Origin of the sequence: Citrobacter sp. Cpo040, assembly GCF_030332915.1 — a bacterium.
GTDB classification, from domain to species: domain Bacteria; phylum Pseudomonadota; class Gammaproteobacteria; order Enterobacterales; family Enterobacteriaceae; genus Citrobacter; species Citrobacter portucalensis.
Genome location: NZ_JAOWGX010000034.1, coordinates 1,303,066 through 1,327,445 on the forward strand (window position 1 = coordinate 1,303,066; position 24,380 = coordinate 1,327,445).

Annotated in this window: 21 protein-coding genes; 10 read left to right on the top strand and 11 right to left on the bottom strand. The window is 51.3% G+C overall.

The window, feature by feature from the left end; all coding sequences use genetic code 11:
- Positions 1 to 45: 45 nt before the first annotated feature.
- Positions 46 to 1,203, bottom strand: a complete 1,158-nt coding sequence (gene yeiB / locus OGX86_RS11060; protein ID WP_286640043.1) for a DUF418 domain-containing protein YeiB — start codon at positions 1,201 to 1,203, stop codon at positions 46 to 48.
- A gap of 14 nt (positions 1,204 to 1,217) precedes the next feature.
- Positions 1,218 to 1,886, bottom strand: coding sequence for a GTP cyclohydrolase I FolE (folE, locus tag OGX86_RS11065; RefSeq protein ID WP_003027410.1), 669 nt, complete (start codon positions 1,884 to 1,886; stop codon positions 1,218 to 1,220).
- Between the two features lie 322 nt (positions 1,887 to 2,208).
- Between folE and fghA the strand changes: the two genes are divergently transcribed.
- Positions 2,209 to 3,045, top strand: coding sequence for an S-formylglutathione hydrolase (gene fghA, locus OGX86_RS11070; RefSeq protein ID WP_008785267.1), 837 nt, complete (start codon positions 2,209 to 2,211; stop codon positions 3,043 to 3,045).
- On the opposite strand, the gene OGX86_RS11075 is transcribed toward fghA, so the two are convergent.
- On the bottom strand, positions 3,046 to 3,435 hold the full coding sequence (locus tag OGX86_RS11075; RefSeq protein WP_048224602.1) for a helix-turn-helix domain-containing protein: 390 nt from the start codon (positions 3,433 to 3,435) through the stop codon (positions 3,046 to 3,048). It abuts the gene before it with no gap.
- The gene (locus tag OGX86_RS11080) at positions 3,413 to 4,795 is read right to left on the bottom strand and encodes an L-serine ammonia-lyase (RefSeq protein WP_095533120.1); all 1,383 of its coding nucleotides are present in this window, start codon (positions 4,793 to 4,795) and stop codon (positions 3,413 to 3,415) included. The genes OGX86_RS11075 and OGX86_RS11080 overlap by 23 nt, the downstream gene beginning before the upstream one ends.
- A gap of 216 nt (positions 4,796 to 5,011) precedes the next feature.
- Between OGX86_RS11080 and serB the strand changes: the two genes are divergently transcribed.
- From serB to OGX86_RS11095, 3 genes are all read left to right on the top strand, one after another.
- Positions 5,012 to 5,899, top strand: coding sequence for a phosphoserine phosphatase SerB (gene serB, locus OGX86_RS11085; protein ID WP_128316792.1), 888 nt, complete (start codon positions 5,012 to 5,014; stop codon positions 5,897 to 5,899).
- Positions 5,900 to 5,930: 31 nt separating this feature from the next.
- Positions 5,931 to 7,253: an MFS transporter gene (locus tag OGX86_RS11090; RefSeq protein WP_286640047.1), complete on the top strand. Its 1,323-nt coding sequence runs from the start codon at positions 5,931 to 5,933 to the stop codon at positions 7,251 to 7,253.
- A 335-nt stretch (positions 7,254 to 7,588) separates the two neighbouring features.
- Positions 7,589 to 9,574, top strand: coding sequence for a ligand-gated channel protein (locus OGX86_RS11095; protein WP_128316793.1), 1,986 nt, complete (start codon positions 7,589 to 7,591; stop codon positions 9,572 to 9,574).
- Positions 9,575 to 9,646: 72 nt separating this feature from the next.
- Here OGX86_RS11095 and lysP read toward each other — a convergent pair whose 3' ends face one another.
- Positions 9,647 to 11,116: a lysine-specific permease gene (gene lysP / locus OGX86_RS11100; protein WP_003834517.1), complete on the bottom strand. Its 1,470-nt coding sequence runs from the start codon at positions 11,114 to 11,116 to the stop codon at positions 9,647 to 9,649.
- 193 nt (positions 11,117 to 11,309) lie between these two features.
- Positions 11,310 to 12,191, bottom strand: coding sequence for a DNA-binding transcriptional regulator YeiE (gene yieE, locus OGX86_RS11105; RefSeq protein ID WP_003834519.1), 882 nt, complete (start codon positions 12,189 to 12,191; stop codon positions 11,310 to 11,312).
- A 315-nt stretch (positions 12,192 to 12,506) separates the two neighbouring features.
- Here yieE and OGX86_RS11110 point away from each other — a divergent pair, with 315 nt between their 5' ends.
- Positions 12,507 to 13,556, top strand: a complete 1,050-nt coding sequence (locus tag OGX86_RS11110) for a YeiH family protein (RefSeq protein ID WP_008785269.1) — start codon at positions 12,507 to 12,509, stop codon at positions 13,554 to 13,556.
- 71 nt (positions 13,557 to 13,627) lie between these two features.
- Positions 13,628 to 14,485 (top strand): deoxyribonuclease IV, encoded by an 858-nt coding sequence (nfo, locus tag OGX86_RS11115; RefSeq protein ID WP_286640048.1) that lies wholly within the window; start codon positions 13,628 to 13,630, stop codon positions 14,483 to 14,485.
- 32 nt (positions 14,486 to 14,517) lie between these two features.
- Here nfo and hypT read toward each other — a convergent pair whose 3' ends face one another.
- Positions 14,518 to 15,429, bottom strand: coding sequence for a hypochlorite stress DNA-binding transcriptional regulator HypT (gene hypT, locus OGX86_RS11120; RefSeq protein ID WP_284105874.1), 912 nt, complete (start codon positions 15,427 to 15,429; stop codon positions 14,518 to 14,520).
- Between the two features lie 353 nt (positions 15,430 to 15,782).
- On the opposite strand from hypT, the gene cuyB reads away from it, so the two are divergent.
- Both cuyB and OGX86_RS11130 read left to right on the top strand, forming a co-directional pair.
- On the top strand, positions 15,783 to 16,502 hold the full coding sequence (gene cuyB, locus OGX86_RS11125; RefSeq protein WP_048224619.1) for a cysteate racemase: 720 nt from the start codon (positions 15,783 to 15,785) through the stop codon (positions 16,500 to 16,502).
- A 75-nt stretch (positions 16,503 to 16,577) separates the two neighbouring features.
- The gene (locus OGX86_RS11130) at positions 16,578 to 17,876 is read left to right on the top strand and encodes an anaerobic C4-dicarboxylate transporter (protein WP_008785273.1); all 1,299 of its coding nucleotides are present in this window, start codon (positions 16,578 to 16,580) and stop codon (positions 17,874 to 17,876) included.
- A 105-nt stretch (positions 17,877 to 17,981) separates the two neighbouring features.
- Here the strand turns inward: OGX86_RS11130 and fruA are convergent, their stop codons facing one another.
- From fruA to fruB, 3 genes are read right to left on the bottom strand one after another with little or no spacing between them, the layout of a single operon-like run.
- On the bottom strand, positions 17,982 to 19,670 hold the full coding sequence (gene fruA, locus OGX86_RS11135; protein ID WP_048215908.1) for a PTS fructose transporter subunit IIBC: 1,689 nt from the start codon (positions 19,668 to 19,670) through the stop codon (positions 17,982 to 17,984).
- A gap of 16 nt (positions 19,671 to 19,686) precedes the next feature.
- Positions 19,687 to 20,625 carry a 1-phosphofructokinase gene (gene fruK / locus OGX86_RS11140; protein WP_003834544.1) on the bottom strand — a complete coding sequence of 313 codons (939 nt, stop codon included), beginning with the start codon at positions 20,623 to 20,625 and terminating at the stop codon, positions 19,687 to 19,689.
- Positions 20,625 to 21,755 (bottom strand): fused PTS fructose transporter subunit IIA/HPr protein, encoded by a 1,131-nt coding sequence (fruB, locus tag OGX86_RS11145; protein WP_125112606.1) that lies wholly within the window; start codon positions 21,753 to 21,755, stop codon positions 20,625 to 20,627. Before fruB ends, fruK begins: the two co-directional genes overlap by 1 nt.
- Before the next feature lie 368 nt (positions 21,756 to 22,123).
- Between fruB and setB the strand changes: the two genes are divergently transcribed.
- Entirely contained in the window at positions 22,124 to 23,305 is a 1,182-nt protein-coding gene (setB, locus tag OGX86_RS11150; RefSeq protein WP_003834548.1) for a sugar efflux transporter SetB, read from the top strand.
- On the opposite strand, the gene OGX86_RS11155 is transcribed toward setB, so the two are convergent.
- Positions 23,302 to 23,556: a YkgJ family cysteine cluster protein gene (locus OGX86_RS11155; protein ID WP_008785278.1), complete on the bottom strand. Its 255-nt coding sequence runs from the start codon at positions 23,554 to 23,556 to the stop codon at positions 23,302 to 23,304. The genes setB and OGX86_RS11155 overlap by 4 nt on opposite strands.
- A 157-nt stretch (positions 23,557 to 23,713) precedes the next feature.
- Here OGX86_RS11155 and yeiP point away from each other — a divergent pair, with 157 nt between their 5' ends.
- Complete coding sequence (gene yeiP, locus OGX86_RS11160) at positions 23,714 to 24,286, top strand: elongation factor P-like protein YeiP (protein WP_003027452.1); 573 nt, start codon at positions 23,714 to 23,716, stop codon at positions 24,284 to 24,286.
- The last annotated feature ends 94 nt before the right edge of the window (positions 24,287 to 24,380 follow it).

Consider the following 24,380-nt stretch of genomic DNA (forward strand, 5'->3'; position numbering starts at 1 on the left):
TGAAAGCGCTTACATCCATTTTGTTAATGAATGTGATCCAGATCGTTATCTGGATGTTCGCGGTAATGATGTCCCCGCAGCACGCAGGGTTAATTGACGCCACAGCCATTCCACCGGACCCTGCCGGTAGAAACGCAGCCATATGACAGAGAAAAGTAAGTTAATCGCCCAGACAGGGATGACGAAAAACAGCAGCTCCAGCCGGTCAAATTTCATAAATAAACCGGCCTGATAAAACAACGTGGTGCAGATTAAGGTTTGTAACAGATAGTTGGTTAATGCCATGCGCCCCACACAGGCGATAGCAATGACCCATTTGAAGCGACTAAGCTGTGGCCAGAAACCAAACATCAGCGCAGCATAACCAATGGTTTGCAAAGGTGCCCCCAGCTCTCGCGGGGCTTGTAACAGGAAGGCACACCAGCGGTAGGCCCAGTCCAGATGCCACTGAGCGATGATAGCAGGCAGGTTAATCGCCATGCCGATAATAACCAGCAGAACGCCAGTGCGTCGATAATGCTGCAAACTGTACTGCCCTTTTAGCCAGCCGCTACGCATTAATGCCGCGCCGAGCAGCATCATCCCCGCCAGTTGCCAGCCATATTGCGCGCCTAACGCCAGCAAGCTATTGGACATCATATCCACGCGATTGCTGATTGCTTCCATTCCGCCGTTCACTTTCCAGTATTTTTCATACAGCAGCGCTGAAGCATCCGGCGTCCAGGCCCGGCTGGTTTCGCTCCCGGAGATCATACCCAACATCAGCAATACACCAACGCCCGCCAAATAAAGCACCACGCCGGTGTTAAACAAGCTTTTCACCGACGGCGCATCCCGGATCAGCCGCCAGCAAATCAGGCCGATCAAGCCATATGCCAGCAGGATATCGCCATCCCAGAAGAGTAAACCGTGAAGGAATCCCAATAGCACCAGCAACGTAAGCCGCGACTGGATCCAGCGTTTACCACGCGGGAGCAGCATTTGCAGACCAGCACCAAACAGCAGAGCAAACAGCGTGAGGAATTTTACCTGCGCGAAGAGATCGAGGAGCGCCCAGGTCCAGGCGTCAGATAAGGTAATGTCGCCATACCAGGCGGGGTTGAGATATGCCGCCTTCGGCAAGCCAAAGGCGCTAATATTGAGAAGCAGGATACCAAGAATGGCAACGCCACGAATAAAATCCAGCGTGACATTACGCTCCATGGTTCCTGTCCTAATCAGTTGTGATGACGTACTGCGCGCAGAAATTCCTGACGCGTGTTCTGGCTGGACTTAAACAATCCGCCAAGAGAAGTGGTGGTGGTCGCACTGGTCGCATCACGAATGCCGCGCGCTTTCACACAGTAATGCACCGCATCAATCGATACCGCCACATTATTCGTCCCGAGCAGCGTTTGCAGCGCGGTGAGAATTTGCTGGGTCAGACGTTCCTGTACCTGCGGACGCTGCGCAAAGAACTGCACAATGCGGTTAATCTTCGACAGACCAATGACCGAATCTTTCGGAATATACGCCACCGTCGCTTTGCCATCGATAGTGACAAAGTGGTGTTCGCAGGTGCTGGTCAGCGTGATATCGCGAACCGTGACCATCTCGTCCACCTTCATTTTGTTTTCAATGACGGTGATTTTCGGGAAGTTGGCGTAATCGAGGCCGGAGAAAATCTCATCGACATACATTTTCGCAATGCGATGCGGAGTTTCCATCAGACTGTCATCGCTCAAATCGAGATTGAGCAATTGCATAATCTCGGTCATATGGCCAGAGATAAGACGTTTGCGTGTTTCGTTATCCATCTCTTGCACGGGCGGGCGCAGCGGGGTTTCGAGACCACGCGCAACCAGCGCTTCATGAACCAGTGCCGCTTCTTTACTGAGTGATGACATTTCTTCTTCTCCTGCAGGTGGGGCGCCTCTGCCCTGCATGGGGCAAAGTTTTTAGGCTGTGTCACAGCCAGAACATTGTGCGTGAGGCGGCGCACATAATCCAGTATTCACCGTGATAATTATTGAAATTGGCACAGCCTTTCAGCGTTGCTGATTTCACTTGTCGTTCAGCCCGGTGACGTCGAGTGTTAATGTAAAGTTATATAGATGATGAAGTATGTTTGCTCAATGCGGAAGTGAAAGTTACTCACAGTGCTATGAATAATCTGTATTATGATGAGTTCGCAAACACATTCAGGTTCAACACAACAAGGAGCCACGCATGGAAATGCTTGAAGAGCACCGCTGTTTTGAAGGCTGGCAGCAACGCTGGCGTCACGACTCCGCCACGTTAAATTGCGCCATGACCTTCAGTATTTTTCTTCCACCACCCCGTGATAACGCCGCGCCTCCGGTGCTGTACTGGCTGTCGGGCCTGACCTGTAATGATGAAAACTTCACCACCAAAGCAGGCGCGCAGCGCATTGCAGCTGAGCTGGGTATTGTTCTCGTGATGCCGGACACCAGCCCGCGCGGCGAGCAGGTTGCCAACGATGATGGCTACGATTTAGGTCAAGGGGCCGGATTTTACCTCAATGCCACCCAGCAGCCGTGGGCAACGCATTTTCGTATGTATGACTATCTGCGTGATGAGCTTCCGGCACTGATTCAGTCGCAGTTTAACGTCAGCGATCGCTGCGCCATCAGCGGACACTCCATGGGCGGCCACGGCGCATTAATTATGGCGCTGAAAAATCCCGGGAGATACACCAGCGTTTCCGCCTTTGCGCCGATCGTAAACCCTTGTCGTGTTCCGTGGGGTGAGAAGGCTTTTAGCGCTTATCTGGGCGAAGATAAAACACAGTGGGCAGAGTGGGATAGCTGCGCGTTAATGCTGGCCAGCAAACCCGCAGACGCGATTCCGACGTTAATCGATCAGGGAGACAGCGATCAGTTTCTTGCCGATCAGCTGCAGCCCGCGGTACTGGCCGAAACTGCCCGTCAGACCGCATGGCCAATGACGCTACGCATCCAACCTGGTTACGACCACAGCTATTACTTTATTGCGTCGTTTATTGAGGATCACCTGCGCTTCCATGCCCAGTATTTGCTGAAGTAATCACCAGTAAAGAGTGTTTTCTATTGCCGCGCTGTAGCTCATCTCTTCTGATTGCGGCGCGGATGCTTTACGATTTAGATCGGCCGCCTGTTGGCGTACCTGTAATCGCCCCACGCTCTCACCGCCTTCATGACCTTCGTTAAAATTACGCACTTCAGACTCGAATAAGATTGCATCCAGATGGTGCAACTTATTCAGTGCCCGCAGCAGGGAGATAAGCGTGTCCAGATTGAGGCCGCCGCCTTTCTCAATGCGTTTAATGGTCGCAATGCCCACCTGTGCGCGATCAGCAAGCTGCTGCTGCGTTAGCGCCAGAGAAATCCGCGTTTCTCTGATGCGAGCGCATAATGACAAGATGATTTCATCATTATTCATGGTGTGATATTTCATGCCGCCCTCCCCGATTTTTTGGCTGAATTTTCCCAAGGCAGCCGTGATACGTTTCACGGTACTTCGCACTCATGTCTTTACCCGTTTCATACATGGCTGCAATCACCTCATCGAGCGAAACACATGGCTCGCTGACACGGCTCATCGCCATCGTTGCGGCATTAATCGCTTTTACGGACGAAATCGCGTTTCGTTCGACACAGGGAATTTGTACCTGCCCGCCAACCGGATCGCAGGTCAGCCCAAGATGGTGCTCCATGGTGATTTCTGCAGCGTTCAGCACCTGAGCAACTGACGCTCCCATCAGTTCCGCTAATCCGGCCGCGGCCATCGAACTGGCCACACCGATCTCTCCCTGACACCCGACTTCAGAACCTAAGATAGACGCGTTTTGTTTGAACAGTAGCGCAATGGCGCCAGCAGTGAGGAAAAAACGGATAACCGATGCGCTATCCAGCTTACAGACAAACTTATCGTACCAACTGAGGACCGCTGGGATGATACCGCTGGCACCATTGGTCGGCGCTGTCACCACTCGCCCTCCAGCGGCGTTTTCCTCGCTGACGGCAATCGCAAACGCATTCACCCAGTTGAGGTTGGTGAGAAAGTCGTTAGCAGAGGGTTTCATTGCCAGTAATTTATAGAGCGAGCAGGCCCTGCGCGGCACCTGATACGAGCCAGGCAGTAGTCCTTCAGTATGCAGACCACGATGGACTGCCTGCTGCATTATCGCCCAAACATGCGCGAAATAGTCATGCAACGCCGCCTGAGAATGCATCTGTAACTCATTTTTCATCATTAACGCCGCAACGGATAATCCATTACGCTGACACAGCGCCTGCAGCTGCGCGGCATTTTGAAACGCAAAAGGAAATGCGTTTTTTTGCGCGGTTCTCTCGGGCACCGACTCGCCGGGTTTGCGAACCTGGCCGGCGCCGGTTGAAAACCATGTTTCTTCATACAAGGTAAAATAATCATCCCTGGCGCGAAACGTCATCGCGTAGGGATGACCAGAATGCGGTTGTTGATTCGGCTTAATTACGACCGTCACGGTAACTGAAGGAGAAAGCGTCAGGGTGCCGTCCTGTTCAGCACGTTTAATGAGATCCATCTGTTGGCGTAATTCAACATCATCCGGCTGATTGCCCAACAGCCCCAGATAAAGAGCGATATCAACGTTATGACACTTGCGGCTTAATGAGAGCGCGCCATATAGCTCAACCTCGATCTCTCGCGTTAGCGGTAAGATCTCCTGTAGCTTTAATTGTGAAATGAAGTTAAACGCGGCACGCATTGGCCCTACTGTTCTTGAACTGGAAGGCCCAATGACGACTTTAAAAATATCAATACAACTTTCCATTTTAGACCCATCCCTGTTAGTCAAAATAGAATATACCGCCAGTAGCAACAGACCGTGACGTGTATATCAAAAATGATACCTTTCAGACTTTGTTTATTTGTTGGTATAAAAAACAATACTATTTTAGCTTTTTTTTAACATTCACATCTGTGATAAAGCTGGATTCAATCGTCACTCCCCACTATTACAATAACCTCAGTTTACAGGAGTGACAAAATGGCAATTATTTATTTCATTAGTGCAAAAGATACTGAAAAACTTCAGACATGGCTGCACAATACATTTCTAAATACCGAGACCAAACAATATCCGTGCGCACTGGAACAGTTATCTATAGCCGCATTCAATAAACCATATTTAAAATTATCAATAGCCGATGAAATATTCACCGATGACATATACAAGAAACTAAGGGCTACATCGTTCACTAAGCAATTTGATTTTTTCCTTAAACCACAAAAGATCCCGACGAACGGAATCATCGCCTTTGACATGGACTCGACGTTTATCGAGGAAGAAGGTGTGGATGAGATCGCCCGCGCGCTAGGCATCACCGATCGGATAACGGTACTGACGCAGCAGGCGATGGAAGGAAAACTGGATTTCAATAGCAGTTTCACTCAGCGCATCGGAATGTTAAAAGGGACGCACATCGATGTCATCAATGCCGTATGCGATCGGATGACGGCCTCTCCCGGCATCACCACCATTTTGCCATTCCTCAAACAGAAAGGATTTAAAACAGCAATCATTTCCGGCGGACTGGATATTTTCACCCGCCGTTTACAACAGAAATATAATCTGGATTATGTATTTTCAAATACTGTTGAAGTCAGGGATGGCATGCTGACGGATAATATTTCCACGCCAATCATGAACTCAGAAAATAAGAAAAAAACATTGGCCGGACTTGCCGAGTCTCTGCTGATACATCAGCATAATATTATCGCCTGTGGTGATGGCGCCAACGATATTCCCATGCTCACGTATGCTGGCACAGGTATTGCCTGGCAAGCAAAGCCCGCGGTCAGGGATTTAATTACCAATCAGATTAACTTTCACGGATTCGAGTCGCTTTTGTTCTTTATCGAAAATGGATTATAACCCCACGAGCACTGTCTGAAGGGAAGATCATATGAGCTTAAAATCATTTATATTCAGCCAGGCTGATAAGCCGGTTGTAAAAGAAAAAAAAGAGATTGACCATACTTACAAAAAATTCAGGATAGAGATTATTAGCTCGGTTTTTATCTCTTACGCCGTCTTTTATTTAACACGTAAAAACTTCTCAGCCGCCATGCCGGCCATGCTGTCAGATACCGCTCTGACCGCAGAAGATTTTGCCATCATGTCTTCACTGTTTTACATCCTGTATGGCTCAATGAAGTTTGTTGGCGGCATGCTGGTTGATAAAATCAATCCGAAAGCCATGACCGGCCCGGTTCTCATTGGCGTGGGGATCGTTAATATTCTGTTTGGTTTTTCCGACAGCGTTGCCGCGTTTTATGTGTTGTACAGCCTCAATGCTATCCTCCAGGGCACCAGTTTTCCGCCAATGGCAAAAATCATGGCATCCTGGTTTTCCAAGAATGAACGCGGACGTTGGTGGGCGGTCGTTGAGGCGGCACATAATATTGGCGGCAGTCTCGCCCCACTGCTGACGAGTTTCGCGATTGTCTGGAGCGGTAGCTGGAAAATGGGTTTTTATGTACCGGGCGCGATCTCCTTGCTAATGGGGGTCATTGCGCTCTTTACAATTAAAGACCGTCCCGGGACCTTAGGTTTGCCTAACGTAGGTGAATGGCGCAAGGATCCAACAGAGCTAGCCCAGGTTGAAGCCAGTCCGGTTAACCTCTCCTTTTGGCAGATTTTCGTTAAATATATCCTGATTAACCCGCTGGTGTGGATTATCATCATTGGTGATATGTCGGTTTATATTGCCCGCACTATTCTCAACGACTGGCCGCAAATTTACTATTCTCAGGTGCATGGCTGGAGCCTGATTAAAGCCAACTCCATTATCTCGTGGTTTGAAGCCGGTGGACTTGCCGGAGGTTTACTGGCAGGTTACTTATCGGACTTTATGTTTAAAAGTAATCGCTGGATGACAGGTTTAATATTCGCATTAATGTTGTGCGTATGTATTACCTTAATTCCACTGGTTCAGGATACTTCATATACCATTACGGCCATTCTCTTCACCATTATGGGTTTCGCCCTGTACGGCCCACATATGCTTTTTGCCGTAGGTTGTCTGGACGTCACTCACAAAGATGCGGCGGGATCAATAACCGGCTTCCGAGGATTGTTTAGCTATGTTGGTGCGGCGCTAGCGGGCGTACCTGTGATATTAGTGAAGAACAGTTGGGAGTGGTCTGGAGTCTATCTCTATGCCGTGATCGCTATCCTGTTAACCACCTTGTCACTGGCCTTACTCGCCAAATTCCATCGGTTATAAGTAAGCCATAACCGGACAGCGGTGCAATTGCCGCTGTCCTTCAGCCTGGTTCTTCCAGCATCAAAAAAGATTCCCACCCTCTTCATTTCTCCATCATTCCTTCACTTTTTCTCCTTTTTTCTTTCCCCACTATCTTATTGATTAAAAAAGCATTTCACGCAAAACCATATCAAACACAAATGATTTCTATTATCATTTGTGTTTACAAACATTCATACTTTTGTACAATCTCCCCCGCTTCTTTACTGAAAAGAGTCCTTAAAAGACAAATACATACAATTGTCATGGCCTTTCACATGACGCGCAGTTTGATTCATTTAAATGGAATGATACAAATGACTATACCTCACGTTAAGGCTGTAGCTGCCGCAGTATGCGTCGCCTGCCTCCCATCACTCGGCCATGCCGCTGAACAAGACACCGTGGTCGTTACCGCTACCGGTTTCGAGCAGAAAATTCAGGATGCCCCGGCTTCAATATCTGTTATTACCAAGCAGCAGATTGAGGACAAAGCCTATCGAGATGTCACCGATGCGCTAAAAGATGTCCCTGGCGTCGTCGTCACTGGCGGGGGAAGCAGCAGCGATATCAGTATTCGCGGTATGGCTTCGCAATACACGCTGTTCCTGGTCAATGGCAAACGTATCAGCACACGCGGCACACGACCTAACAGCGATAACTCAGGTATTGAACAAGGCTGGTTACCGCCGCTGGAATCCATCGAGCGTATCGAAGTCATCCGTGGCCCAATGTCATCGCTTTACGGCTCCGATGCGATGGGTGGCGTTATTAACGTCATCACCAAAAAAGTGTCGAATACCAAAGCCTGGACCGGATCCTTACACGGCGATGCCACTTTCCAGGAAGACAGAGATTCCGGTGATATTTACCAGACCAATGCCTATGCGTCCGGGCCGCTGGTTGACGGATTACTTGGCGCGAAGGTGACCGGATTATTCTCCCACCGCGCGGAAGATGAAATCGTAAATGGCTACAACGAACAGCGTATGCGTAGCGGGGGATTAACCCTGAACTTTACGCCAGATGATAAAAACGACATCGATTTCGATTACGCACGTGAATTGCAGGATCGCGACAGTACGCCAGGCAAATCCAAGGCTCAAGAAAACTGCCGCAACGGAAGCTGTAAGCCCAACAGTAAAAGCGAAAGCAAGTATGTGCACACCACATATTCACTCACCCATAGCGGCTATTACGACGACTTCAACTCCACCAGCTATGTCCAGCAGGAAGAGACCGACAACCCTGGTCGCCAGATGAAGTCTTACAACACGATTTTCAATAACCAGAACCAGGTCTTCCTTGGGGCACACACCCTGACGCTAGGCGGGCAATACCGTTATGAAAAACTGCGCGATAACGGTAACCAGCTGCAAGCGGCTGATGGGCTTAACAAACTAACTCGCTGGAGCTGGGCGCTGTTTGCTGAAGATGAATGGGCCGTAACCGATACCTTCACGCTGACCGGCGGTCTGCGTATGGATAAGGATGAAAACTACGGTGACAACTGGACGCCACGCGGCTATGGCGTATGGCATCTGAGCGATCAGTGGACCTTAAAAGGTGGCGTTTCCGCGGGCTATCGCGCACCGGATCTGCGCCAGTCCTCTGCCAGTTGGGGACAGGTTACCGGCGGCGGCCGTCTGAACGGAATCATTGTCGGCAACCCGGATCTGAAGCCGGAGAAAAGCCTCAGCGAAGAGATCGGTTTACTGTGGGATAACGGCAACGACCTCAACGCAGGCGTTACATTGTTCAATACCGACTTTAAAAACAAAATCACCGAAGTTCGCCGTTGTAACAGCAGTTCCGATCCGGCCTGCACCATCGGCAATACGACTTATGACTTCGTCAGCGATCGCGTTAACGTCGATAAAGCCAATATGCGCGGCGTAGAATCCACCTTCGGCTGGAAAATAACCTCCGACGTCAACTGGACCGCGAACTACACCTACACGGAATCTGAGCAGAAAAGCGGTCAGTTCTCCGGCCAGCCGTTGAACAAAATGCCGAAGCATATGTTTAACACGACGCTGGACTGGCAGGCTACGCAGGATCTCGGTTTCTGGAGCCGTCTGAATCTGCGCGGGAAAACGTCTGAATACCTGAGCCGAACCTCTATGGCACAGGGCACCCCGTCCTATACTCAGGTCGACGTTGGTTTACGTTACTATGCTACCAAGGATCTGTTGATGACCGCTGGCGTGTATAATGTGCTGGATAAACAAATCGATTACGATACCTACGACACCGTCCTTGATGGACGTCGTTACACGGTTGGCATGACTTACAGCTTCTAAGTTAGGCGCAATAAAAAACCCCGGCACTCATCATGCCGGGGTTTTGTTTTTTCTGCCGTATCTGGTTAAGAATTACTTCTTCACGCGACCCGGGAATTTCATTTCGCTGTAGCGAACAAAACGGGTTCCTTTGGTCAGCTTATAGCCAAACCAGATAATCAGGAACAGCGGGATACCGATATAGGTAGCCATCACGCCGCCCCAGTCAATGCTGTCTTTCAGGAACGCTTCGTAGTTCTGACCCAGGGTGATAATCAGGCACAGCACAAAGGCGAAGATCGGACCCAGCGGGAAGAAGCCAGAACGGTACGGCAGATCCTTCACATCGTGACCCTGCAGCACATAACCGCGACGGAAGCGATAGTGGCTAATAGCAATCCCCAGCCAGGCGATAAAGCCCGTCATCCCGGAAGTATTCAGCAGCCACAGATACACGGTCTGGTTGCCAAACATTGAAGTCAGGAAGCACAGCCCCGCCACCACGGTGGTCGCATACAGCGCGTTACGCGGTACGCCGCCACGAGACAGTTTACCGAAAATACGCGGTGCTTTACCGTCACATGCCAGGGTATAAAGCATACGCGTGGAGGCGTACATCCCGGAGTTACCTGCCGACAGCACCGCCGTCAGGATAACTGCGTTCATCACCGCTGCCGCAGACAGCAGACCCGCATGCTGGAATACCAGCGTGAACGGGCTAACGCTGATGTCTTTTACATCGTTACGCAGCAGGCTTGGATCGGTGTACGGAATGATCAGGCTGATAATCAAAATCGCGAACACATAGAACAGCAGGATTCGCCAGAATACCTGACGTACCGCACGTGGAATGTTCTTTTCAGGATCTTCAGATTCGCCAGCCGCGATACCGATAAGCTCTGTCCCCTGGAAGGAGAAGCCAACGATCATCGCCACGCCAATCATCGCAGCAAAACCACCGGCAAACGGTGCATCACCGGTCGTCCAGTTGCTCCAGCCCACCGGCTGAGCGCCTTTGAAGATACCGAAAATCATCATCACACCAACCACGATGAAGATAATGACGGTGGTAACTTTGATCAGTGAGAACCAATATTCCGCTTCACCAAACCCGCGAACGGAAATGTAGTTCAGCAGGAAGATAACGCCGAGGAACAGCGCACTCCAGATCCAGCCCGGCGTGTCCGGGAACCACCAGCTCATCACCAGCTGTGCGGCCACCAGGTCAACGGCAATGGTTACCGCCCAGTTGTACCAGTAGTTCCAGCCCAGCGCGAAGCCAAAGCCCTCTTCTACGTAGTTCTGACCGTAGGTGGAAAACGAGCCGGAAACCGGCATATAGGCAGCCAGTTCACCGAGGCTGGTCATCAGGAAGTACACCATCAGACCGATCAGAATATAAGAGAACAACGCGCCGCCTGGACCCGCTGCAGAAATAGTTGCACCAGATGCAACGAAAAGACCTGTACCGATGGAGCCTCCAATGGCAATCATCGTCAGGTGACGCGCCTTCAGTTCACGACGTAGCGTGGGCGCTTCTGTGGTTTTAGTTTCGGAAACCATGTGAAAATGCTATCCATCCAAAAAATGAGGCGCGATTGTAGCAGACGAAATGGCATTCTTCCGGCACAAATACGCTGTTATAAGAGACCTTCATGACTGGCCGCGGATTATAAGTAAAGCAGAAAATATGCGGCGCACAGCGGTTAAGATATAACCGCCGTTCTACAGAGATGACCTTACGACAGTAAGCGCCCTATTCTCCCAGCTCGACCTGATCGCTGTAATGTAAAAAACGCGTAATGGCATTGGAGATGTGTTTTTGCCTGTGATGCACGCGCCAGAGAGTACGGACTAAACGCGGCAGCGGCACGGGAACTTCGCTCAGCGTTCCCGCCTGCAGCTGCTCCGCAATGACCCGACGCGACAAGCAGCTGATCCCGAGACCATGGCGTACCGCATGCTTAATGGCCTCTGAGTTACCCAACTCCATTGCCATCTGAAATCTCGGCAGATGAGACAACAGCAGGTAATCCACCAGTTCACGCGTACCGGATCCTCGCTCACGCAGGATCCACGGCGAAGCCGCCAGCTGTTCCAGCGTAACAGGCCCCTTTGTGAGCGGTGACGACGGTGCGGCAAACACCACCAGCTCGTCTTCCAGCCACGGTTCAGAGATAATTTCAGTACTGTGACACGGCCCTTCGATCAGCCCAATGTCTACCCGAAAATCAAGCACAGCATTGATCACATCCTGACTGTTACCCACGCTCAGCTCGAGCGGCAAATCAGGAAAATCCTGCCGATAGCGGGCGATCATAGCAGGCAAGATATAGTTACCAATGGTGCTACTGGCATAGACCCGAATGGCACCATTATCTTCGCGAAAAAGCTGCTCGATTTCGGTCGTTTGCTCAAGTAACGCCAACGCTCGTGGGTAGAGCAAACGCCCGTGCTCATTGACCACTAGCCGTTTGCCGACGCGGTCAAACAGTTGCACGCCGAGTTGCCCTTCCAGATCGGTAAGTGCCGCACTCACCGCCGATTGCGACAATGCCAGCATGACAGACGCCTGGGTCGTTGAACCGCTTTTTAGTACCTCAGCAAACACTTCAAGTTGTCGCAAGGTGATATGCATAGTCGTTTTCCACCGGATATCCGTTACTTATACCCTAAATAATTCGAGTTGCAGGAAGGCGGCAAGAGAGAGACAAATTCGTCAGGAACGAATTTGACCAGCCAAAGGCTGGCCTCTGGTGAGGGACATGGATGTCCCTCATTAATCCCCGGGAGCGTACTTAAGTACGTGACTGGGGTGAACGAGCGCAGCCAACGCACATGCAACTTGAAGTATGACGGGTATACCACTTATATAGATTAATTATAAATATATAATCAATTTTATTTTTAAACCACTTCGCCGTACTCTTTTACCCAGATAAAGGAGAAGGATATGACAGAACTCACCTTGCAGACTCATCGTCGTACAGCGTGGCATTTTATTCCGGGGCTTGCCCTGAGTGCAGTTATCACTGGGGTCGCCTTATGGGGTGGATCTATTCCCGCCGTCGCAGGTGCCGGGTTCAGCGCCCTCACCTTAGCAATCTTGTTGGGGATGGTCCTCGGCAACACCGTCTATCCGCACATCTGGAAAAGCTGTGACGGCGGCGTGCTGTTTGCTAAACAACATTTATTACGTTTGGGGATCATCCTCTACGGCTTCCGTCTCACCTTCGCGCAAATTGCTGACGTCGGCGTCAGCGGTATCGTGATTGATGTGTTAACGCTGAGCAGTACCTTTTTGATTGCCTGCTTCCTGGGGCAGAAAGTGTTTGGTCTGGACCGCCACACCAGTTGGCTGATTGGTGCGGGGAGCAGCATTTGTGGGGCCGCCGCCGTGCTGGCAACCGAGCCGGTAGTGAAAGCGGAAGCCAGTAAGGTAACCGTCGCTGTCGCCACCGTGGTGATCTTCGGTACCATCGCTATCTTCCTGTATCCGGCAATGTATCCGCTGCTGGCACACTGGTTTAGCCCAGAAACCTACGGCATTTACATTGGTTCCACCATGCATGAAGTAGCACAGGTAGTGGCTGCCGGGCACGCCATTAACCCGGATGCAGAAAACGCCGCGGTTATTGCCAAAATGCTGCGTGTCATGATGCTGGCACCGTTCCTCATCCTCCTGGCCGCACGCGTTAAACAGTTGTCTCCGGCTACGGGCGGTGAGAAAAGCAAAATCACTATTCCATGGTTTGCCATCCTGTTCATTGTGGTCGCGATTTTTAACTCGTTCCACCTGCTGCCGCAGTCGGTTGTGAACATGCTGGTAACGCTGGATACCATTTTGCTGGCAATGGCGATGGCTGCACTGGGGTTAACCACTCACGTTAGCGCACTGAAAAAAGCCGGTGCCAAACCGTTACTGATGGCCCTGCTGCTGTTTGTCTGGCTGATTGTCGGTGGTGGTGCGATTAACGTCGCTGTCCACGCCCTGATGGCATAAACGATCACGACTCACCTCCATTAACCCGCTATACTCTCCCTTTTTGTATTTGAGTATGGCGGGTTAAATTTATGAAATATATCGGAGCGCACGTAAGCGCCGCTGGCGGTCTGGCTAACGCCGCTATTCGAGCCGCAGAAATCGAAGCGACCGCATTCGCCCTGTTCACCAAGAATCAGCGCCAGTGGCGTGCTGCGCCGCTAACCACCGAAATCATTGATGATTTCAAATCTGCCTGCGAGAAATACCACTACACCTCCGCACAAATCCTGCCTCACGACAGTTACCTGATTAACCTCGGTCACCCGGTCAGCGATGCGCTGGAAAAATCGCGTGATGCGTTTCTTGATGAAATGCAACGCTGTGAACTGCTGGGCTTATCCCTGCTGAACTTTCACCCGGGCAGCCATTTGATGCAGATCCCGGAAGATGAATGTCTGGCGCGCATTGCCGAATCCATCAACATCGTCCTCGCTCAGACCCAGGGCGTTACGGCAGTTATCGAAAATACCGCCGGACAAGGTAGTAATCTGGGATTCAAGTTTGAGCACCTGGCCGCCATTATCGACGGCGTCGAAGATAAGTCCCGTGTTGGCGTTTGTATTGATACTTGCCACGCTTTCGCGGCGGGTTACGATTTGCGTTCCGCAGAAGAGTGCGAAAAGACGTTTGCGGAATTTGAACGCATTGTCGGTTTCAAGTATCTACGCGGTATGCACCTGAACGACGCCAAGAGCGCGTTTGGCAGTCGCGTTGACCGTCATCACAGCCTGGGTGAAGGTAATATTGGCCATGATGCCTTCCGTTGGATTATGCAGGATAATCGTTTTGACGGTGTTCCGCTGGTACTGGAAACCATTAATCCGGATATATGGGCCGAAGAGATCGCCTGGCTGAAAGCCCAGCAAACAGAAAAAGCAGTGGCGTAACGATCTCCGCGCGCCAGACAAGCTGGCGCGTATCAAGTGAGCGTAACCAGATCCTCTGGCATATGGTTGTACAAAATCCGCCAGAAATGCTCTGCCGTTTTATTCAAACGGGTATCCATTCGGTAAATATAGGCCTGAATTGGCACCATCAACTCCGGCGTGTCCAGACAAACCAGGCGCTTATCCCGTAGTTCGTTCACGATCGTCCACGCTGGCAGCCAGGCGATACCATGACCATCCAATGCCATATTCTTCAATAGCTCACTCATCGAAGACATAAACAGCGTACGCGCTGAAATACTGCCCACCTCCGCCAGGTGACGGTTAACCAATCTTCCCATGTAGGAAGTGCTGGTATAGTTCAGAATCGGCACCTGCGGCTGATAGATATCAAACAACGCCTTACCCTGTGCATCCGCAGCACAGACGGGATACAGCTCAGACTCAAAAACCTTCAAGCCGCAGAAAGGCGACTGCATTAAGTCTTCATCGCGAAAGGAGATAATGAAATCACTTTTCCCTTCGCGCAATGTATTCACCGCCAGGACTACGTCAATCGCTTCGACGTGGTAAACAAATTCTTCGCCCCATGCCGACATTGAATGTACTAATCTGGGCAACATCGTCAGCGACAGAGAATGTGCCGCCGCTATTTTGATATTGGGAACGCCAAGCAGGTTGTGACCACTTAGCTCATCTAAATTGCATTCCAGCTGTTGTAGCAGGCTACGGGTCTGCGAATGGAATAACTTACCCTCCTCCGTCAGCTGCAGTGGACTTGTCGTACGGTCAAACAGCAGCACCCCAACAGCGGATTCGAGCGCCTTGATCCGCCGGCTAAATGCCGGTTGGGATAGGTTGCGCTCCTCTGCGGCCTGAGAAAAATGACGACACGCTTCCAGCGTCAGAAAATCATATAACCATTTTGTCTCGATATTTTTCATGCCTGTCACGCGGATGTTTAAATATGTCGATTAGTCTTAAGCATCATGCCTGAATATTCCCGGAGATGATATTCAACATCAGCATCTGGTGATTCGTTTTTTGCATAATACCTTCGTTTTTGACATTAACATGTTTCTTTACCCATCGACCACGACCGCTCATCCACCGCTGAATGACGGGCCTCTGGCTGATTACCGGCCTGCCGAGGTGGTAAAAGACATCACACTCATGCGTTTTTTGCATTGAACAAAACATTATTGCATTTCTCCTCACGACACTCTGCTGTTAAACATAAGCACCAGATAGACACCAGCTCTGAATATTAAATATCGGTAAATTAGAGGTATATATCGTGAAAGGTTTAATTGGCGTACTTGGTGGTATGGGGCCTGCTGCAACCGTCGATCTTTTTAATAAATTCGTCACCTTTACCGCAGCGCAACGCGATCAGGAACATATCCCATTAATTATTTCATCCATCCCTGATATTCCAGACCGAACTGATGCGTTAATGCATCATGGTCATTCCCCACTTCCGGCAATGCGTGATTATATGCACAAACTGGAAGATGCTGGTGCGGAGTGTATTGTGATCCCCTGTAATACCGCCCACTTTTGGTTTAATGAATTAAAAGAGTGCTGTCATACAGAGTTACTCAGTATCGTTGAAACAACCATGAATGAGGTCAAAAACTGCGGAAAATCACGTATCGGTTTACTTGCTACTAACGCCACCCTTTACATGGGACTCTACCAAAAAGGCATAGAATCTCTTGGTTTAACCTGCATCAGTCCTGATTCATCCGGTCAGGATAAGGTCATGGAAAGTATTTATTGCTTAAAAGCTGGCGACCTTAAGCGGGCACAAACGCTGATGAATGAACAGGCTGAAGTGCTCTTCTCACGCGGCGCACAAATCATTGTACTGGGATGTACTGAAGTCCCCGTCATTCTTGCCGACGCAGTCAGAAAGTATCCAGATAAATATATTGACTCAACCGGATCATTAGTTCGCGCCGGTATTAAATGGTACGAAAAACGAGTTGGCAAACATCATCTTCTGGCGCAATAACAGCCGTCACCAGATTAATAAAGCATTAAACAACCACTTATTTTAATAACAAATTATTCTCTGGCGGAGGCCATTATGGTTTGGTTAGAAATTATCGTCGTGTTGGGTGCAATATTTTTTGGTATCCGCCTCGGCGGAATAGGTATCGGTTTATGCGGTGGTCTGGGGCTGGCTATTTTAACGTTGGGATTTGATCTGCAAATTGGCTCGCCACCCGTTGACGTTATCCTCATTATTATGACAGTTGTCGTGGCAGCATCGGCGCTACAGGCCGCAGGAGGTATGGATTATCTGGTTCGCGTTGCCGGTAATTTCATGCGGCGTAACCCTAAATATATCAATATTATTGCACCGATTATCACCTGGTCGATGACCATTATGGCCGGAACAGGGTTCATTGTATTTTCTACCCTGCCAGTGATTGCCGAAGTCGCCAAAGAGTCCGGTATCCGCCCTTCTCGTACGCTCGCCGGATCCGTAGTCGCCTCCCAGGTGGCGATATCCGGTTCGCCGATCAGTGCCGCAATGGCGGCTATGCTGACCATTATGGAAGGCAACGGTATCACTTTTATTCAGGTCATGGCTGTATGTCTGCCAGCTTCTTTTGTCGCCGCGATGGTTGCCGCTTTTATCGCCTCACGTCAGGGATGCGAGCTACAGGATGATGAAGTCTATCTGGAACGCCTGCAAAAAGGATTAGTGCGTAAATATGAAGGGCAAAACAGCACCACGCCGGGTGCCAAACTCTCAGTCGCCCTGTTTATGCTGGCAACGGTCGTCATCGTTATTCTTGCCGCCTGCCCGCAGCTACGCCCTGGATTCGATGCAGGCAACCCAATGAATACCCGGGATATCATCATTATCTGTATGCTGGCTGCCGCTTGCCTGATGGTGGTGTTATGCAAAACATCAACCGATGCTATTGTCCTGACATCCACGTTTCGATCGGGGATGAGTTCACTGGCGGTCATTCTCGGGATTGTTACACTGGGAACGACCTTCATTGATGCCCACTTAGCGGAGATTAAGGATATCGCAGGCGATATTCTACGGGCTTACCCCATGCTGTTGGCACTGGTGTTGTTTGGTACCTGCGCGCTTCTTTACTCGCAAGGCGCCACCACGCCGCTGATCATCCCTCTGGCCGTTGCGCTCGGCGTGCCTACATGGGCAATTCTGGCCTCCTATGTGGCGGTAACCGGGGTGTTTGTTCTACCAACATACCCGACTTCGCTGGCGGCAATGGAGTTCGACACCACAGGGACAACGCGCGTGGGCAAGTATGTCTTAAACCATCCGTTTATGCTTCCAGGACTGGGTGGGATCATTGCTGGCGTTGCCTTTGGTTTTATCATCGCGCCAATGATTGCCTGACCCGTTTTATTAAGGCTGGATGGATTATTGTGGCGATGCTGCAACGTATAGGTAAATGCATAAAAAAGGGGCAGAGAATTCTCTGCCCCTGCTATTGACGTTAAATCAGGCCGCCTTTGCCACAACCTCAGCTTCCGGGCGCTTCAGCACCGCGTAGGAGAGACCGGCTACCAGCGTACCAGCAATAATTGCCAGCAGGTATCCCAACACCGGCGTGATTGCGCCTGGGATTAACAGGACAAACAGCCCGCCGTGTGGCGCCATCAGCTTCGCACCCACCGCCATCGAGATAGCCCCGGTAATCGCACCACCAACGATACAGCAAGGCAGAACGCGCATTGGGTCACGGGCAGCGAACGGGATTGCCCCTTCGGTGATAAAGCACAGGCCCAGTACCAGGGCAGCTTTGCCGCCTTCCTGCTGCGCTTTGTCGAACTTACGACGCGCAACCAGCGTTGCCAGACCCAGAGCCAGCGGAGGTACCATACCCGCAGCCATGATGGCCGCCATCGGCGCATAAGTTTGCGTACTCAGCAGACCCACACCGAAAGCATACGCCGCCTTGTTAACCGGACCACCCATGTCGGTACACATCATGCCGCCAAGAATCGCGCCAAGCAGCACCGCATTGGCCGTACCCATGGTTTGCAGCCAGTGAGTCAAACCTTCCAGAATACCCGCCACCGGTTTGCCGATCAGGTAAATCATGGCCAGACCAACCACCAGGCTTGAGAACAGCGGAATGATCAGGATCGGTTTCAGCGCTTCCATACTCTGCGGGAGTTTCAGCTTCGTGCTGATAAGCTTCGCCACATAACCGGCAAGGAAACCAGCAATAATCCCGCCAATAAAGCCGGAACCGGTGCTTACCGCCAGCATACCGCCGATAAGACCCGGCGTCAGACCCGGACGGTCAGCGATGGAAAACGCGATATAACCTGCCAGTACCGGCACCATCAGCGCGAAGGCTGAACCACCGCCAATCTGCATCAGCGCCGCCGCCAGCGTCCCCTGCTCTTTAAACGCTTCGATACCAAAAGCGAACGAGAGTGCAATACACAGACCGCCAGCAACCACCATCGGCAGCATGTAAGAGACGCCCGTCAGCAGGTGACGATACGCCCCCGCGCTCTCTTTCTTACTTTCGGTTGCTGAAGTCTGCGCTTTACCGGTTGGCTGGTACGGTGTTGCTTCTTCCAGCGCTTTGTCCAGCTCCTGCTTGGTTTTCTTCAACGCAAGACCGGTAGAGGTGCGGTACATCGGTTTGCCGGCAAACTTCGCCAGATCAACTTCAATGTCAGCGGCCACAATCACCAGATCAGCCTGAGCCACTTCCTCCGGCGTAATGGCATTACCTGCGCCAACAGAACCTCGGGTCTCAACCTTCACCCACCAGCCACGTTTTTTCGCTTCAGTTTCAATCGCTTCAGCGGCCATAAACGTATGAGCAACACCGGTCGGACACGCCGTCACCGCCACCACGCGTTTTGGACCACTGCTGGCCACAGGTGCTGTTGCAACCGGGGCGCTGTAGGGCTTTGCATGGCCTTTAGCTTCGCTGAGGAAGAGTTCAGGATGCGCAACCGCACGACCAATGTCGCCCAGCCAGACTTTTTTGCCGTTCAGCGAACTGTCGGCAGGAAGCGTATCGCCCAGAACAATTGCCAGTTCGGCATCATTCGGATTATCAATAATTTCCAGATGTGCTTTCTGTGCCGCCGCTCCAAGCAGGGTTTTCGCCATGTAAGCGCGAGCCTGGCCGAGATTAGCGTCAATAATCAGCAGCGTTTTCATTATGCCTCTCCTGCTGTCAGTTAAACGGTTTTAAGTCGACACGCGCCATCATTGCGGCCAACTGAGGACGATCGGTAATGCCTACATTACTTTGGCTTACCGCCAGGGCGGCAACAGCCGTCGCCAGACGCAGGGTATGTTCGCTGGACTCACGCATCAGCAGACCGTAAATCAGACCGCCAACCATTGAATCACCCGCGCCGACGGTGCTGACCACCTCAACTGACGGCGGTTTAGCAATCCACTCACCTGAGGCGTTAACCCACAGCGCACCTTCTGCGCCGAGTGAAATCACCACATGAGCGATCCCCTGTTCACGCAGCGCATGCGCCGCTTCAATCACATCTTTCATTTCCGGCAGCTTACGACCGGCCCAGATTTCCAGTTCGCGACGGTTTGGCTTCACCAGCCATGGTGCCGCTTTCAGACCTGCTACCAACGCTTCACGACTACTATCAAAGATAATGCAAGGACACTGACTACGCAGGCGCGTCATCCAGTCGGTGAAGGCTTCCGGGCTCACGCCGGTTGGCAAACTGCCGCTGACGCACACCATGTCGAACTGGCCCAGCCAGCTCAGCGAATCATTCACAAAGCGTTCCCAGTCAGCCGGGGTGACTTCAAAGCCGGAGAAGTTGAAGTCAGATACTTCACCGTCTTTTTCGGTCAGCTTGACGTTAATACGGGTACGGCCCTGCACGACCTGAAAACGGTTGGCAATGCCCAGCTCGCTGAACAACTGCTGAAAACCATCCTGGTTGTCTTTGCCCAGGAAGCCGCCCACAGTGACATCGATACCTAAATCCTTCAAAACCTTAGCGACGTTGATCCCTTTCCCTGCCGCATGCAGACCGGTGGTTTTAACCAGGTTCACTTCACCGCGTTCAATTTCCGGGCAGAAGCCCACCAGGTCGTAGGCCGGGTTAAGGGTGATAGTAGCAACACGTCTGCTCATTACGCGCCCTCCCCAAGACCTGCCGCGATGGCTTCGCCAATCGCCTTCAGCGCCTGTTCAGCATCTTCGCCCTGTGCAGTAAAGCGCAGGTGATGTCCTTTCTTCACGCCTAACGCCACAACTTTCATCAGACTGCGTCCATTCGCCGGCTTGCCGGTTCCATCAAGATTTGTCACGGTAATTTCACTGTTAAATTGTTTAATCGTATTCACCAGCATGGTGCCCGGGCGGGCATGTAAACCATGCTCATTGCGCACGATAAATTCGGCGCTCAGTACATCATCAGTTAAGGCATCATCGCTGGTCAGCAGCGCCAGCACCGTTGCCGCATCAGCTTTCAACAAACGGTCAGCTTTATTATTCAGCAGCAGATCGCCAAGGCGCTTCAGCACCGCAACCGGTTGATCGTCATTCATGGCGACGGTCACCAACAGGGCGGCAACTTCACCTTGTACATCGAACGCTGTTGCTGCACGGCTGACCGCAACGGCGCTACGCACGTTACCTTCAGCACAGTCATTCAGCCAGATTCCCTGACCAAGATTCATCGGCTGCTCATTGATTGCTCTGGCCACAAAGGTGGCGTCAACCGCACCGACTTCTTTCAGCCGTGCCGCGTTGAGTGCCTGCAGCGTCACCAGCGAGTTGGCCACGACATCCAGCGACAGCGTTTCGTTATCAAGCTTCAGCTGTTCACTTTGCTTTTCACCCATCAGCAGCGCACGCAGTTCTTCCGCCGTGGTCGCAGATTTCAGCTGTTCAGCAACGGAGTCATCGCTCAGCACGTGTGTCAGCTGACGCAGTAAACCGAGGTGTTCATCAGAGCTTGCGGCTATACCGATTGCCACATAAGCAACCTGCCCTTCGCCCCAGGTCACGCCCTGTGGAAACTGAAATACCTGCACACCGGTTTTCAGTACCTGATCGCGCGTGTCCGTCGTACCGTGAGGAATCGCAATACCGTTGCCGAGGAACGTGGACGTCTGTTGTTCGCGCGCCAGCATGCCATCGACGTAGCCTTCCGCGACGTTACCCGCCTGCACTAAGGCAGCGGCAACCTGGCGAATAGCCTCTTCTTTATTCCCGGCCTGTTCGCCCGGGTGAATATCCTGAACAGATAACTGGAACATGATTCTCCTCTCCCGCTGAATTGAAACGATTCAGCCAACATGAGAAAAAAGGCGTCACCCGACTCCATCAGTTAAGGCAAGATGACGCTGAAACGTTTCAAGAAGTCTTGCTCTTTTTTCTTCAGCACACAAGTAAAGTTGACAAATTACTTGCTGAATTTAGAGATAACGCACATTTTCTCTGCGAAGGAGAAAAAAATGCTGACGCAAAAACGCCGTCAGCTTGTCAGATTCAGCAACGTCAGCAAACAGCATTCTTTGACTGAAATGCTATTTTGATTTTTGATGCCGATTTTGATTTGGCTCCCTGTTTATTTTCTGACAAGCGGCGTAAACTCCGCGTCTCTTCACATCATTGATATCAAAACATGCATAACACCCCCGTAGCCGCCACACCCAAGGCGTTTGATTTAACGTCTTCGGCGTTCCTGCTTGTCGCATTTCTGACGGGTATCGCCGGTGCGTTGCAGACGCCAACGCTCAGCCTTTTTCTGACGGATGAAGTCCACGCCCGTCCCGGCATGGTCGGGTTCTTTTTTACCGGTAGCGCTGTGATCGGTATTCTGGTAAGTCAGTTTCTGGCCGGACGTTCAGATAGAAAAGGCGATCGCAAGAACCTGATTGTGTTTTGCTGCGTGCTGGGGATGCTGGCCTGCGTGCTGTTCGCCTGGAACCGTAATTATTTTATCTTGCTGTTTGTCGGGGTATTCCTCAGCAGCTTTGGATCGACCGCCAACCCGCAAATGTTTGCTCTCGCCCGTGAACACGCCGACCGCACAGGTCGGGAAGCCGTCATGTTCAGCTCAATATTACGTGCGCAGGTTTCGCTAGCCTGGGTAATTGGCCCGCCGCTGGCCTACGCGCTGGCCATGGGATTCAGCTTTACGGTGATGTATCTCAGCGCGGCGGTGGCGTTTGTTGTCTGCGGCGTAATGGTCTGGCTGTTTTTACCCTCAATGAGTAAAAACGTGCCTCTCGCGACAGGCGCAGTTGAGGCCCCGCGCCGCAATCGACGCGACACGTTGCTGCTGTTTGTTATCTGCACATTAATGTGGGGAACCAATAGTCTCTATATCATTAATATGCCGCTGTTTATCATCAACGAACTGCATCTGCCGGAAAAACTGGCGGGCATCATGATGGGCACCGCAGCCGGACTGGAAATCCCAACCATGCTGATTGCTGGCTATTTTGCAAAGCGTCTGGGTAAACGTCTGTTGATGAGAATTGCCGTCGTTGCCGGATTCTTCTTTTATGCCGGTATGCTGCTGGCTCACTCTCCGGCAATATTGCTTGGCTTACAGCTGCTGAACGCGATTTACATCGGTATTCTCGGCGGGATTGGTATGCTCTATTTCCAGGACCTGATGCCGGGACAGGCGGGTTCAGCCACCACCCTCTATACGAATACCATTCGCGTGGGCTGGATTATTGCTGGATCGCTGGCGGGGATTGCCGCTGAAATTTGGAACTATCACGCGGTGTTCTGGTTTGCACTGGTGATGATCGTCGCCACCGTCGCGTGCCTGGCACGCATCAAGGACGTTTAAGGCGCGGTTAGCGCTTCAAGCTCGATGAGATAAACCATGGCCTGGTGCGTCGTCCGCCCACACATTTCCGCACTGGGCTGTAAACCGCCGCACACCTTTGGTCGTAGCGGCGACGCAAAAATTTTGCAACGCAGGGATTCATCCAACTGAACGCAGGGCGTATTAGCGGGCTTGCCATCAGGCATACCGGGGATGGGACTGGAGATTGAAGGCGCGGTGCAGCATGCACCACAATCCGGACGGCATTCCATACAGTACTCTCTTTATCGTAAACCATCGGATTGTGCGGGAAGGGCACAGTACCACCTTTTTTGCACCAGCAAAAGCATGAATTCCGCTTGCCTGAATGCCCCGGCGCGAGTAGTTTTACGCGATATTTTAGACACTCCTCACTACAGGATTTTTTCGATGCCAAGAGCGAACGAAATTAAAAAAGGTATGGTACTGAACTACAACGGCAAACTGCTGATTGTAAAAGATATCGATATTCAATCACCGTCTGCACGTGGTGCTGCCACGCTGTACAAAATGCGTTTTTCTGATGTGCGTACCGGTCTGAAAGTTGAAGAGCGCTTCAAAGGCGACGATATCGTGGATACCGTCACTCTGAGCCGTCGTGGCGTTGATTTTTCCTACGTCGATGGCAACGAATACATCTTTATGGATAAAGAAGACTATACCCCGTATACCTTCACCAAAGACCAGATTGAAGAAGAGCTGCTGTTCATGCCGGAAGGCGGTATGCCGGATATGCAGGTACTGACCTGGGACGGCCAACTGCTGGCGCTTGAACTGCCGCAGACCGTAGACCTGGAAATCGTTGAAACCTCACCGGGTATTAAAGGTGCTTCAGCGAGTGCGCGCAACAAGCCAGCTACCCTGAGCACTGGTCTGGTGATCCAGGTTCCTGAGTATCTGAGTGCGGGTGAAAAAATCCGTATTCATATCGAAGAACGTCGCTATATGGGCCGTGCAGATTAATTTTCTGCTGCGCAGTGACGGCAAGGGACAGCGCTGGCTGTAATGCTCGTCTTTTAAGCATGTATGGTGAACATGTGATTCCGGCTCAGGATTC

Coding starts and splice junctions, on each gene's coding strand:
- OGX86_RS11130 (WP_008785273.1), top strand. CDS start 16,578: ATGGTTTGGTTAGAAATTATCGTCGTGTTGGGTGCAATATTTTTTGGT.
- OGX86_RS11090 (WP_286640047.1), top strand. CDS start 5,931: ATGAGCTTAAAATCATTTATATTCAGCCAGGCTGATAAGCCGGTTGTA.
- hypT (WP_284105874.1), bottom strand. CDS start 15,429: ATGAAAAATATCGAGACAAAATGGTTATATGATTTTCTGACGCTGGAA.
- fruA (WP_048215908.1), bottom strand. CDS start 19,670: ATGAAAACGCTGCTGATTATTGACGCTAATCTCGGCCAGGCTCGCGCT.
- yeiB (WP_286640043.1), bottom strand. CDS start 1,203: ATGGAGCGTAATGTCACGCTGGATTTTATTCGTGGCGTTGCCATTCTT.
- fruK (WP_003834544.1), bottom strand. CDS start 20,625: ATGAGCAGACGTGTTGCTACTATCACCCTTAACCCGGCCTACGACCTG.
- OGX86_RS11075 (WP_048224602.1), bottom strand. CDS start 3,435: ATGAAATATCACACCATGAATAATGATGAAATCATCTTGTCATTATGC.
- lysP (WP_003834517.1), bottom strand. CDS start 11,116: ATGGTTTCCGAAACTAAAACCACAGAAGCGCCCACGCTACGTCGTGAA.
- OGX86_RS11155 (WP_008785278.1), bottom strand. CDS start 23,556: ATGGAATGCCGTCCGGATTGTGGTGCATGCTGCACCGCGCCTTCAATC.
- folE (WP_003027410.1), bottom strand. CDS start 1,886: ATGTCATCACTCAGTAAAGAAGCGGCACTGGTTCATGAAGCGCTGGTT.
- nfo (WP_286640048.1), top strand. CDS start 13,628: ATGAAATATATCGGAGCGCACGTAAGCGCCGCTGGCGGTCTGGCTAAC.
- fghA (WP_008785267.1), top strand. CDS start 2,209: ATGGAAATGCTTGAAGAGCACCGCTGTTTTGAAGGCTGGCAGCAACGC.
- OGX86_RS11110 (WP_008785269.1), top strand. CDS start 12,507: ATGACAGAACTCACCTTGCAGACTCATCGTCGTACAGCGTGGCATTTT.
- yieE (WP_003834519.1), bottom strand. CDS start 12,191: ATGCATATCACCTTGCGACAACTTGAAGTGTTTGCTGAGGTACTAAAA.
- serB (WP_128316792.1), top strand. CDS start 5,012: ATGGCAATTATTTATTTCATTAGTGCAAAAGATACTGAAAAACTTCAG.
- OGX86_RS11080 (WP_095533120.1), bottom strand. CDS start 4,795: ATGGAAAGTTGTATTGATATTTTTAAAGTCGTCATTGGGCCTTCCAGT.
- OGX86_RS11095 (WP_128316793.1), top strand. CDS start 7,589: ATGACTATACCTCACGTTAAGGCTGTAGCTGCCGCAGTATGCGTCGCC.
- yeiP (WP_003027452.1), top strand. CDS start 23,714: ATGCCAAGAGCGAACGAAATTAAAAAAGGTATGGTACTGAACTACAAC.
- fruB (WP_125112606.1), bottom strand. CDS start 21,755: ATGTTCCAGTTATCTGTTCAGGATATTCACCCGGGCGAACAGGCCGGG.
- setB (WP_003834548.1), top strand. CDS start 22,124: ATGCATAACACCCCCGTAGCCGCCACACCCAAGGCGTTTGATTTAACG.